Origin of the sequence: Aeromonas sp. 604176, from assembly GCF_049170755.1 — a bacterium.
GTDB classification, from domain to species: Bacteria; Pseudomonadota; Gammaproteobacteria; order Enterobacterales; family Aeromonadaceae; genus Aeromonas; species Aeromonas veronii_A.
This window is the reverse complement of record NZ_JAAKNE010000129.1, coordinates 1-11,674: the sequence shown is the minus strand read 5'-3', so window position 1 is coordinate 11,674 and position 11,674 is coordinate 1. Positions and strand designations below refer to the sequence as shown.

11 protein-coding genes and 1 pseudogene are annotated in these 11,674 nt (G+C 58.7%); 7 read left to right on the top strand and 5 right to left on the bottom strand.

Annotated elements, in window-relative coordinates; genetic code table 11:
* Positions 1 to 247 precede the first annotated feature (247 nt).
* The 3 genes from G5358_RS18140 (at position 248) to G5358_RS18130 (ending at position 3,047) form a co-directional block, all read left to right on the top strand.
* A complete protein-coding gene (locus G5358_RS18140) occupies positions 248 to 1,471 on the top strand; it encodes an Nramp family divalent metal transporter (RefSeq protein WP_216952874.1) in 1,224 nt (407 codons plus the stop codon).
* Positions 1,472 to 1,582: 111 nt separating this feature from the next.
* Positions 1,583 to 2,440, top strand: coding sequence for a hypothetical protein (locus G5358_RS18135; protein WP_216952873.1), 858 nt, complete (start codon positions 1,583 to 1,585; stop codon positions 2,438 to 2,440).
* Positions 2,441 to 2,603: 163 nt separating this feature from the next.
* Positions 2,604 to 3,047, top strand: a complete 444-nt coding sequence (locus G5358_RS18130) for a PACE efflux transporter (protein WP_005358045.1) — start codon at positions 2,604 to 2,606, stop codon at positions 3,045 to 3,047.
* A 114-nt stretch (positions 3,048 to 3,161) separates the two neighbouring features.
* Here G5358_RS18130 and hupA read toward each other — a convergent pair whose 3' ends face one another.
* Positions 3,162 to 3,434, bottom strand: a complete 273-nt coding sequence (gene hupA, locus G5358_RS18125) for a nucleoid-associated protein HU-alpha (protein ID WP_005340484.1) — start codon at positions 3,432 to 3,434, stop codon at positions 3,162 to 3,164.
* 337 nt (positions 3,435 to 3,771) lie between these two features.
* Between hupA and rsd the strand changes: the two genes are divergently transcribed.
* Together rsd and G5358_RS18115 are read left to right on the top strand one after the other, a co-directional pair.
* Positions 3,772 to 4,254 (top strand): sigma D regulator, encoded by a 483-nt coding sequence (gene rsd / locus G5358_RS18120; protein ID WP_216952872.1) that lies wholly within the window; start codon positions 3,772 to 3,774, stop codon positions 4,252 to 4,254.
* Positions 4,255 to 4,355: 101 nt separating this feature from the next.
* A complete protein-coding gene (locus G5358_RS18115) occupies positions 4,356 to 4,736 on the top strand; it encodes a PilZ domain-containing protein (protein WP_216952871.1) in 381 nt (126 codons plus the stop codon).
* 56 nt (positions 4,737 to 4,792) lie between these two features.
* On the opposite strand, the gene radA is transcribed toward G5358_RS18115, so the two are convergent.
* Positions 4,793 to 6,160 (bottom strand): DNA repair protein RadA, encoded by a 1,368-nt coding sequence (radA, locus tag G5358_RS18110; RefSeq protein ID WP_005341318.1) that lies wholly within the window; start codon positions 6,158 to 6,160, stop codon positions 4,793 to 4,795.
* Between the two features lie 100 nt (positions 6,161 to 6,260).
* Between radA and G5358_RS18105 the strand changes: the two genes are divergently transcribed.
* Positions 6,261 to 8,642: a PilZ domain-containing protein gene (locus G5358_RS18105; protein ID WP_421206094.1), complete on the top strand. Its 2,382-nt coding sequence runs from the start codon at positions 6,261 to 6,263 to the stop codon at positions 8,640 to 8,642.
* 38 nt (positions 8,643 to 8,680) lie between these two features.
* Here the strand turns inward: G5358_RS18105 and G5358_RS18100 are convergent, their stop codons facing one another.
* The gene (locus G5358_RS18100; protein WP_216952869.1) at positions 8,681 to 9,586 is read right to left on the bottom strand and encodes an alpha/beta fold hydrolase; all 906 of its coding nucleotides are present in this window, start codon (positions 9,584 to 9,586) and stop codon (positions 8,681 to 8,683) included.
* 28 nt (positions 9,587 to 9,614) lie between these two features.
* Complete coding sequence (gene serB, locus G5358_RS18095; protein ID WP_216952868.1) at positions 9,615 to 10,625, bottom strand: phosphoserine phosphatase SerB; 1,011 nt, start codon at positions 10,623 to 10,625, stop codon at positions 9,615 to 9,617.
* 119 nt (positions 10,626 to 10,744) lie between these two features.
* On the opposite strand from serB, the gene G5358_RS18090 reads away from it, so the two are divergent.
* Positions 10,745 to 11,380, top strand: coding sequence for an AhpA/YtjB family protein (locus tag G5358_RS18090; protein WP_323912728.1), 636 nt, complete (start codon positions 10,745 to 10,747; stop codon positions 11,378 to 11,380).
* A 60-nt stretch (positions 11,381 to 11,440) separates the two neighbouring features.
* On the opposite strand, the pseudogene deoD reads toward G5358_RS18090, so the two are convergent.
* Positions 11,441 to 11,674 (bottom strand): annotated as a pseudogene (gene deoD, locus G5358_RS18085) (purine-nucleoside phosphorylase); the annotation flags it as partial.

The following is an 11,674-nucleotide window of genomic DNA, read 5'->3' as shown; positions in this document are numbered from 1 at the left end:
AATGACGCATTTTAGCTCCTTACGGATTAATTCAGCCTCCGCCCAGGTGCAGCCAGACCTCGGAGGCAAGGAACATAAAGGTGTTTAGTCGCTGCTTTTCTAGGGCGGCGTATTGTACGAAATCACATCCCTCACTGCAACTGACTGCCTTAAATGTTTTTCCCGATGGAAATCATCAGAAACAACAATTGATAATGATTATCACTTAGATCTATTCTCTCTCCATATCCTTATGGAGGGTGATGCCATGCAACCCGCACTGACAACTACGATTCCAGCCCGCAAATTCAAACTAACCCTGCTCGGGCCAGCCTTTATCGCCGCCATCGGCTATATCGACCCGGGCAACTTCGCCACCAATATTCAGGCGGGCTCTACCTTTGGCTACCAGTTGCTCTGGGTGGTGGTATGGGCCAACCTGATGGCCATGGTGGTGCAGACCCTCTCGGCCAAGCTCGGCATCGTCACCGGCAAGAATCTGGCGGAACATATCCGTGACCGACTGCCAAAACCGGCGGTCTGGGCCTACTGGGTGCAGGCAGAGATCATCGCCATGGCCACCGATCTGGCCGAATTTATCGGCGCCGCCGTCGGCTTCAAGCTGCTGCTTGGCGTGACCTTGCTTGAAGGAGCCTGTATCACCGCCGTGGTGACCTGGGGGATCCTGATGCTGCAATCCCGCGGCCAGAAACCGCTGGAGTTCGTGGTGGGCGGCCTGCTGCTGTTCGTGGCGGCGGCCTACATCGTCGAGCTGATCTTCTCCCGCCCCCATCTGCCCAGCCTGCTGGAGGGCGCCCTCTTCCCCGGTCTGCCCAACAGCGATGCCGTCTATCTGGCCGCCGGTGTGCTCGGTGCCACCGTGATGCCCCATGTTATCTACCTGCACTCGGCGCTGACCCAGCACACCCAGGATCAGGGCTCGGTCAGCCAGCGGCTGCACACCACCCGGGTCGATGTGGCGATTGCCATGACCATCGCCGGCTTCGTCAATCTGGCCATGATGGCCATGGCGGCGGCCGCCTTCCACAGCTCCGGCAACCAGCAAGTAGCCGAGCTGGAGTCGGCCTACCAGACCCTCACCCCGCTGCTGGGTCAGGCGGCCGCGACTCTGTTCGGCCTCTCGCTGGTCGCCTCCGGCATCAGCTCTACCGTGGTGGGCACGCTGGCCGGCCAAGTGGTGATGCAGGGCTTCGTGCGCTTCACCATCCCGCTCTGGCTGCGCCGCGCCATCACCATGGCCCCTGCCTTCGTGGTAATCGCCATGGGCCTCAACACCACCGAGATCCTGGTGCTGAGCCAGGTGGTGCTGAGCTTCGGCATCGCGCTGGCGCTCATCCCGCTGCTGATATTGACCGGCGATCGCGCCCTGATGGGGGAGTATCGCAACCACCCGGTGACCCAGGCGGTCGGCCGCCTCATCGTCGCCCTGGTGATCGGGCTCAACGCCTACCTGCTGGTCGCCATGATCTAGCGAACCGTCAAACCGAGAAGAGGGGCTCATTAACTCTGGTTAATGAGCCTCTTCGCACTTTGGCGTATGCTGCCGCTTTCTTTTCTCATTTATCGTTGCGGGAGCCTTGCCATGGAACATACCCGAGTCAGCTTCGTGCTGGGCCATCATCAGGAGCAAGCCAGCGTGGTCTGCTGTCAGCGTGGCGACACCACACTGCTGGTCACCGACCTCACCCCCTTTCATCCCCAGAGCCACCTCTGGCCCGATCAGCCGGGGGATGTGGGCCATGCTCGCTGGGAAGGGGGCGAAGCCGCCATTGGCCCTTGCCGGATGGGGGCTATCAGCCCGGATGGCAAGCTGTTTGTCGATACTGCGATTCCGGTCAAGCGGGGCGCAGAGGGGTGGCGTTTCGTGGTGGTCCATCCGCTGACCGGTGACCATGAGCTGGCCGTTGGCAGCCAGGTCGAATTACAAGTAGATAGCGCTGCCCGCCACGCCCTGAGTCTGGGCCATAGCGGCTGCCATCTGGCCGCGCTGGCGCTCAATCGAGTACTGACTCCCTACTGGCGCAAGGAGGTAAGCGAGCGCGATGCACTGGGCCAGCCCGACTTCGATCGTCTTGCTATTCAAAGCTCGCGGGTCGAGCCTTGCGGATCGTGGGAGCAGTACCGAATCGGCAAGAGCCTGCGCAAGAAAGGAGTCAACAGCGAGGCGCTGCTGGCAGATCTGGCGCTGATTGAAGAGAAAGTCAACCAACAACTGGCCGACTGGGTAGCAAGCGGAGCTGACATTCGCCGAAGCCGGGCCGGCGAGGCGATCATCGACTCCCGTTACTGGCACTGCTCGCTGGAAGGCCAGGAGGTCACCATCCCCTGTGGCGGCACCCATGTTGCCTCGCTCGCCGAGTTGGGAGAGGTCAAGGTAGAGCTCACTCAAGTGGAAGAGGGCTTTGCCATGCTGACCCGGGTCACGCCAACCGGCGCCTGAGTCGCAGACTTGACCACTCAGGGCTCACGCCCAAGTTGGCAATAGAGACGTATCGCAAATGAGGGGGCATCATCATGCCCCTCAACGCCCGTCATGACGGGCCGATGCTTCTCTTTTAACCACTCCCTGATTAGAATGCGCCTCCCACAGGAGGCACATCCCCATGAGTAGTACCCAACTACGCACCACCCCCGATCGACTTCGTTATCTGGTTCTCTACGAAGGCATCGGGCTGGCACTGGTCGCACCGCTGATCAGCCAGTTGTTCGGTCAGGGCGTCGCCGAGGTCGGTTCACTGGCCATCTTCTTCTCCATCGTCGCCACCGCCTGGACCTACGGCTGGAACCTGTTGTTCGACAAGGGGTTGCTCAAACTTTGCGGACGCACTAACAAGCGACCACTGGACCGCTTCCTGCACGCGTTTGGCTATGAGGCGAGCTTTATGATGCTCTCCCTCCCCTGCGTCATGTTCTGGCTCGATTTGGGAGTGTGGGACGCCCTGATGCTGGATCTCGGCTTCGTCGCCTTCTACCTCGTCTACATCATGGTCTTTACCTGGGCCTATGAGCGGATCTGGCCGCTGCCATCCAATCCGCAAACGGCATAAGGCCTCAGCCGCAACGAGGCCGACAAAAGGAAAAGTCAGGAAGGATGGGAGAATCCCATAAAAACAATGCCAGTCAGCAAGCTGACTGGCATTGGACAAAACAGACTTTCGGACTTACTTGACGGCGTCTTTCAGAGCCTTGCCAGCCACGAATGAAGGCACGTTGGCAGCAGCAATCTGGATCTCTTTACCAGTTTGCGGGTTACGACCGGTGCGGCCTGCGCGGTGGGTGACCTTGAAGGTGCCAAAACCGACCAGTTGCACAGCATCGCCTTCTTTCAAGCTCTGGGTAATACCATTGATGATCTCTTCCAGAGCCACTTTGGCCTGAGCTTTGCTCAGATCTGCTTTGGCGGCAATCGCATCGACAAGTTGAGCTTTGTTCATAACATTTCCTTTATGATCGGGCATTTAGCGCTGGGTCACTCTATGCAAAAAAAAACGCACAGGCAAAGCCTTTATCGAGCCGAACGCGTCAAACGCTGGGGTTTTCATCAAGATCTGCGGAAATAGTCACATTCCACACGCGAAAAACCGTGAGCAGGCCTGAAACCTGCTAGCACGCAGACACAATCCGCTGACTATTTCTTCGCCACTTAACATTATCCCCCCATGGCTATTGACGCTTGCCCAGATTTTCCCTAGTTATAGGTTGTGTCACTGCTCAAACGGCTCGGAATACCGAACAATCGGCCAGCCTTTGCCCCACGGAAGGATAGGGATTATGTTGACGAAACTGGAACAGACCAAGCAGGCGCTGGCAGGCAAGCATAAAGCTATCGACGACTGGCTGGATGCAAGGCAAGCGTTGCTGGTTGGATACATGCAGCTGGCAGGCCTTACTCCGGCGCGGACCAAGCAACGCAGCCTGCCCAAAACAGAAGAGCTGCATCAGTTTTGCGACCGCCTAGTCGACTATGTCAGCGCGGGCCATTTCGAGATCTACCACCACGTCGTCACCGCCTTCGAGCAAGCCAGCGGCGAAACACTGGAGCTGGCCAAGCGCATTTATCCCCATATTCGTGCCACTACCGAGTTTGCCCTCGAATTCAACGACAAATACAGTGATGCCGACGAGGCCCAACTGCTACTGCTCGATGATGACCTCAACGAATTGGGTCCGGTACTGGAGGATCGCTTCAAACAGGAAGATCGTCTGGTCAAGGCACTCCATGTGGTGGAGTTCCTCAGTGCCCAGCAAGCCTGATTGCTATTTTCGGAGCAAGTTCAAGATACTGGCAGCCAAGGTGCATTACACTCAGAGCAATGATTCCCTGTGTCCAGCTGATTCCAAACTAGGAGATGAGCATGTCTGAGCGCCGCCGTTTTGCACGGATCCTCTATTTGACCACGGCCGAACTCACCCAGGGGGAGCACAAGTGGCAGACTCAGCTTGTCGACATATCCCTGCAGGGCGCCCTGTTAATCCGACCGGATGATTGGGAGAGCCGTGACAACAAGGAGTACCAGCTCAGTTTTGTCCTGAGTGGCAGCGACATCGAGATCAAGATGCAGGTCGAGCTAACCCATGAAGCCAGCAAGAAGCTGGGGTTCTACTGCCACCACATCGACATCGACAGTGCCACCCACCTCAAGCGGATGATAGAGCTCAACGTAGGTGACGAAGAGCTGCTGCATCGGGAGCTGGAACAGCTGTTGAACGAGCATCAGGAGCACAACCAGTCGTAACGACGCCCGGCCAGACATGGTGCTCTTTTCTGTTCATTCAGCCTCTATTGCTACGGTTATAACGCCTCGAGCGCCTCTGATAACTTCTTGACCGGCACCACTTCCATCCCCTCGATAGGATGCTTGGGGGCATTGGCGTGCGGCACGATGGCACGACGAAAACCGTGTTTGGCCGCTTCCTGCAGCCGCTCCTGACCAGAGGGGACAGGACGGATCTCCCCTGAGAGCCCCACTTCGCCAAACACCACCAGATCCTTGGGCAGCGCCTGATCCCGGAAACTGGAGACCATCGCCAGTAGCAGCGCCAGATCCGCACTGGTCTCCTCGACCTTGACCCCGCCAACCACGTTGATGAAGACATCCTGATCCGCCATCTGCAGCCCACCGTGACGGTGCAGCACCGCCAGCAACATGGCGAGCCGGTTGTGATCCATCCCCACCGCTACCCGACGCGGGTTGGAGAGCTGGGAGTAATCCACCAGCGCCTGCAACTCCACCAGCAGCGGTCGGGTGCCCTCCCAGATCACCATGACGATGGAACCGGGCGCCTGCTCCTGCCCCCGACTGAGGAAGATGGCGGAGGGATTGCTCACCTCGCGCATCCCCTGTTCAGTCATGGCAAAGACCCCCAGCTCGTTGACCGCACCGAAGCGGTTCTTGTGAGAGCGCAGAGTCCGAAAACGGGAGTCATGGCCACCGTCAAGCAGCACAGAGCAGTCGATGCAGTGTTCCAGTACCTTGGGGCCAGCCAGACTGCCATCCTTGGTCACATGACCCACCATGAAGATGGCCACATGGTTCTGCTTGGCGTAACGGGTCAGTAACGCTGCTGCCTCACGCACCTGTGAGACCGAACCGGGAGAAGATTGGACATCCGCCACATGCATCACCTGAATGGAGTCGATCACCATGATCTGCGGCTGCTCCTGCTGGGCAATCAGGCAGATCTGCTCAACGCTGGTCTCGGAGAGCATCCGTAGCTTGTCGGTAGGCAAACCAAGGCGGTTAGCCCGCATTGCCACCTGCTGGAGCGACTCCTCACCGGTGACATAGAGAGTTTTCATCCGCTCTGCCAGACCACACATGGTCTGCAGCAGCAGGGTCGATTTACCCGCCCCCGGGTTACCACCGATCAGAATCGCCGAGCCGGGCACCACACCGCCACCAAGCACCCGATCCAACTCCTTGAAACCGGAAGTAAAACGGGGGATTTCGGTGGTGGCGATCTCTGCCAGTGTCTGTACCTGACTGCCGACCGCGCCGGCATAACCGGTGTAACGGGCACTCTTGCCTGCGGGAGTGACGGAGCCAAGGCGTACCTCGGTGATGGTATTCCACTCCTTGCACTCGCTGCATTGACCTTGCCAGCGTGTGAAGTCGGCACCACATTCGGAACAAACATAAGCAGTTTTATTTTTAGCCATTGATAACTCGGGGACAGGATGAATTCCTGCTTGATATACTTGTTTGCGACCGACAGATCAAACCCAGAATCGGAAAAGTGACTTTCCGTGGCAGGAACACATGGATTCAGTACACCAACAACATCTGATTGAACAACTTGTACCCCTGCTGCGGGAGAAAGATTTCGAAGAGATCTTCAACCGTCTGACCCAGGACGAAAACAGTAACGGCCGTTTTCTGATCAAGATGGAGCTCAATCGCAAATGCTCCCCTTGCCGCAGGGTTATCGACATGCGCGATGAACTGGAGGACGAGTGCCTGGTGCACGAGTTCGACGGTATCACCCACTTTATGCCGGCCGAGGCCATCGGACTGTTTCAGTCCCAGTGCTATCTCTACCGTGACGCCTATACCCTTGGCGTTTACGAAGCGCTGCAACAATGGCAAAAGAACCATCACCACGCCCGGGTGGATGGCCTGCTGCAACCCCCTGTCAGCCCCTTCCGGCAATACGACGTCAACACCATCGTCTTTGCCAGTTACTACGGGCGACGACAAGAGCGGATGCACTTCAGCTCGCCCTTGCTCATCAAACTTCATGACGGGGAGAAGTTGTTCGCCAAAAGTTCCGATCTTTCCCTCGGCGGCATGAGAGTCTCGGTCCCCTATTTGCCCAATTACCAGACCGGCGCTCAGGTCGAGGTCTTCTTTACCGGGCTGGAGCGGGATCACCCCAATCCGGTGCTGCATCAGCCGGTCGGTTACCAGATCCTCGGTGAAGAGAGCAAGGAAGGGAAGTATTGGCTGAGGCTGGTACGCTCCGGTGAGCAGCCCGCCTTCGATGCCTTCCTCAGCGACTTTATCGAAGCCAACAAGATCCGCTATCGGGTCAGCGTCGACTATCTGCTCTCCGCCGCCATCATCAAGGGATATGAGCAGTTCTACCTGCCACGGATGACCGGCATGCCGCTCTTCTTCAGCACAGGAGACTGTCCCTCACTCGAGATAGCACTGCGCACCGAGAACAACCAGCACCTGCTGGAGTATTGGCGCGACGAGAAAAACCGCGATGCCCTGGCGGGACTCTTCTCAGCAAAACGGATGAAACGCCTCTGCCCTGCTCCCGGCACCACGACCGAAACCCTCATCTACTGCTTCACCCACACGGTACGCAGCCATATCTATTTCTTCTCTGCCACTGCTGAAGAGCTGCGCCAGAGTGGTCTCACCGCCCTCTTCTTCCAGGTGGGCTCCCGACGTCCCAGCTGGCGTGTCTACAAGTTTTCACTGGAGGCGTGTGAATCGCTGGAGGCAGATGTAGGGCAGTTGCAGGGGGTCGAAAATTCGCAACTGCAGGATATTCTGTTACTCGAACGTCTCAAACTGATTGGGTATTGCGGCCTGCTGCAGGAGATCAGTCTGGAGTCCCAACGGGAGGAGTTCCGCCCGGAGGGCGAGCTGGGCAATAATGCCAATGAATTGCAACGTTTTGGTCACGAGCTGGGCGTTGCCCCCTTCGAGATTGAATCCCTGCACTATGTCCAGTTGCGCAAGGAGCTGCGCTATATCCACAAAACAGCCGTTGCCATCCATCACAATGGCAAGTCATGGCTTGGCTGGACCCGAGATATTTCTGCCCATGGCCTGCAGGTCGAGCTGGAAGATGCCTTTATCGGCGAGAAAAACGATGTGGTGACCATCGCCCTGCCCCGTCTGCAGGAGTTATCCAAGAGCATGGATCTGCAGCATCTCTCCTACCGGCTGGTTAGTCTCAACATGACTCGCACCGTGCTGCACCTCTGTATCGACGGGGATTCCGATCGTCATACCGGTCGTCAGTTCTTCAGCCTGCTGATCGAGAGCAACCAGAACAAGCTCAAGGCGGCGCAGGAGCAGCGCCGTTATCGCGGACTGGCGCGAGCCCTGCGCAATATTTACACCCACCACCTGTTCAACTCACCGGTCTATATCAACAAACTGAAGGGTGCCCCCAAGCCAGCCGCCATCGGCAAGTCACTCACTCCGCGCAGCCTGCAACAACTGTTAACCGCCTGTGCCGAGCAACCTGAGCAGGAGAACCTCTATCCGCTGTTTCAGGGGGAGTTGTTCAAGGAGCTGCTGATGAATCCGTTGCGAGCCATCGAGCGGGAGGACAAACCGCGTGAAGATGAGGTCTATATTGCCAGCATCCAGACCAAGGCAGGCCTCCCCATCTTCACCAGCCGCCTCGCCAGCAGCTTTAGCAACCTAAAAGAGAAGCGCCAGTTCATCGAGCTGGCACTGCAGCAGGGAGAATTCTACTCGGTGCTGGTCGGCATCTCCCGCACCGGACGCCCCGACACCAACTTCATTGCCAATGAGCTGGACTACATCGCCAAGTTCGCCATTCACAAGGCAAAGCGGCTGGAAGAGGAGTTGTGGAGTGTCGTGGGGGTTGGCGAGCTGACCGACACCACCCAGGCAACTCTGTTCCGGTTCGGCATCACGCAGCCGCCCCGCTGATCCCATCGACACGGGCGCACTATGTGCCCTGTTTTTTGTCATGCTGCCTGCGGATTGAGCAGCCATTCCAGGATCCGGGGAAAGTGATCCTCCTGCGCCTGCGGGGCGGTCAGCATATTGATGTGGTCATAGTCAAGCCGGTTGCCATTATCACGCCCCAGGCGGGTGTGACGAGCAGCCGAGCCTATCTCGTCGCTGAAACGGCGCACATCGGTCGGATGGCCCAATACCTTGTCGGCTCTGGCAGAGATCATCCAGAGTGGCGGCCAGTTGACCCGTGCCGCCCCTTCGTCATAGGCAAAACCGTCGTGAGGATCCCGCCAGGGGCCACACTTGACCCAGGGGATGGTCTCCTGCAGATAGCGCAGCGGCTCGTCGTCAGCACCTATCTTCAGAGTGCGAGCAGCCAGAAAACCACGGCGGCGAGCCAGCCAGGGGGCCAGCCGATTCCAGATCAGATCCACCTTCAGCCAGCGCTCGGGATTGTGCACCGACACGCCGCGTTTGGTACCAAAAAACAGCAGACTGGCCACCTGCTCCGCCAGCTCGGGAAAGCGCACCAGGGTCGAGGCCATGATGACGCCACCCCAGGAGTGGGCCACCCAGTGCACCTTGAAGCCATGATGGCGCTCGGCAATCCAGCGATGCAGGGCGGGCAAGTCCTCGGTGATTAGCTCGTGCTGGCCGTGCTCCGCCTGCTCGGCGATGGCCGGAGTGCTGAGCCCCCGTCCCCGCAAATCAGCCACATAGACCTGATAGCCGTGGCGGGCCAAAAAACAAGCCAGCCCCTTGCCCGATTCGGTGTAAAAGATGCGGCCGTTCTCGATGGCGCCGTGCACCATCAGGATCGGCTCGCCATGCACGGCGACCCGGGGTTTGATGTGGCGAACATGCAGTTGATGGGCGCCACAGGGGATAAACAGAGACTGCTGCAACAATTCCATTTTTATTGGTTTCCTCCTTGAAACACAGTCAGCGCTTGTCCCAGCGTTGTTCGCTGCAGGCCCGCGCCGCCAGCAGGCAGATCACCCCCTCCAGATCGTGATGATTGAGGGTGGCCGCAGCCTGCGCCCGCACCAGCGGCTTGGCATGAATAGCAATCCCAAGACCTGCCACGCCCATCATCTTGAGATCGTTAGCACCATCGCCGATGGCCACGGTCTGGGCGGCAGCAATGCCGTACTCCTGAGCAAGCTGCTGTAACACCTCGGCCTTGACGCTGGCATCAACGATGCGCCCGCTCACCTTGCCAGTCAGCTGACCCCCTTCCACCGCCAGCTCGTTGGCGAAGATAGCATCGAGCCCCAGCGCCTGCTGCAACTCGCCGGCAAAACGGGTAAAACCGCCGGAGGCGATGGCCACCTTCCAGCCAGCCTCTTTGAGGGTATCGACCATCAGTTGCAAGCCGGGCATCCACGGCATGTTGGCGGCCACCTCGTCGAGAATGGTGACCGGCGCTCCAGCCAGCAGGGCCACCCGGTTGCGCAGACTGTCGGAGAACTCCAGTTTGCCCTGCATGGCAGCAGCTGTTACCGCCGCCACCTGATCGCCGACCCCCGCCAGCCGCGCGATCTCGTCGATGCACTCGATACGGATCGCGGTGGAATCCATGTCCATCACCAACAGGCCGGGTTCGCTCAGGGTGGGTAGTGCCGGCAGGTGGCAGAGATCGATCTCCCACTCACCGCTCTTGAGCTCGGCCACCAACTCGGAAGAGAAGCGATCGCAGCCAAGCAGCAGCAGCGGCACCTCCGTCACCTCGGTGGGAGGATAGAGGGTGGCCACCAGCCCCTGCGCAGCCAACAGTGGTGACAGATGCGTCAGATGGGAGGCGCCCAGCCCCTTGCCAAACAGTACCAACCAGCCGCCCGCCTGCGGGGTCTCTGTCGGTTGCAACGCATCGGCGTTGAGCTGCCAACAGGGTGAGCCGGACAACAACGCAGGCCAATCGGATAACAGAGGGGGGAGCCGGGACAACAACATAAGAGATACGCCTTCCTTGGTGATCAGGGGGTTAACAATGCTGACCCAGAGTAGCGTATTGCTTTTTGCGCAGGCAAGCGCCAAGATCCGGCACTCATTGTCAGCATGAGGTCTCGCGCTTGCAGCGTCATCTTCCCATCAAACGTGTACTCAGTCTGGTAGCCGGCCTGCTGCTCGGCTGCTGGGTACTGGTTGTTCTCCTTCATATGCAGGGAGAGAGCCAGGCTGCGCTGCACACCGAAGCACGCAACCGCGCCCAGGCACTGGTCGCCTATGCTGCCCGCGACATGAAGCGCTGGCTCAAGGAGGAGAACAGCAGTGAGCTGGAACGGCTGGCCCGGGATCTGGCGACCGAGCCGGAGATCCTCGATGTCACACTCTATGATGGACGCGGCATTCCCCTCGCCCAGTCGGAACAGGCCGTACCGCTGGAGAGCCTGCTACCCATCGGTGACAATAACAAATCGCTGCCGGAACAAGGCAAGGGGCGGATCCAGTTCGTACAGGAGGTCTTGGATGGCGATCAGACACTGGGCTACCTGCGCATCACCCTGGAAGAGCAGCAGATGCTGGCGGACAAGGACACCAGACTCAAAACGATTCAGGAGAAACAGCGGCTGATATTGCTGATTGCGCTGCTGGCAGGTCTGCTTATCTCCTATGGCATTCGTCGCAACTATATGCGAGTGCGCAAGCACAAAAAACGAAGTCCTCCACCCTCCCCGCCGCCAACCAACAATGATGCGGCGCAGTAAACGGATAAAGAAACGGCGACCAGAGGTCGCCGTTTTTGCATGGTTCCAGAGGCTGCGGGATTAGTTGTCGCCCAACAGGACGGAATCCAGCGCGATTTCGATCATATCGTTGAAGGTCAGCTGACGCTCTTCAGAGGTGGTCTGCTCACCGGTACGGATATGGTCGGAGACGGTGCAGATGGTCAGCGCCTTGGCACCGTACTCTGCGGCCACGCCGTAGATACCGGCGGCTTCCATCTCGACACCCAGGATGCCGTATTTTTCCATGACGTCGAACATGGAGGGGTCCGGGGT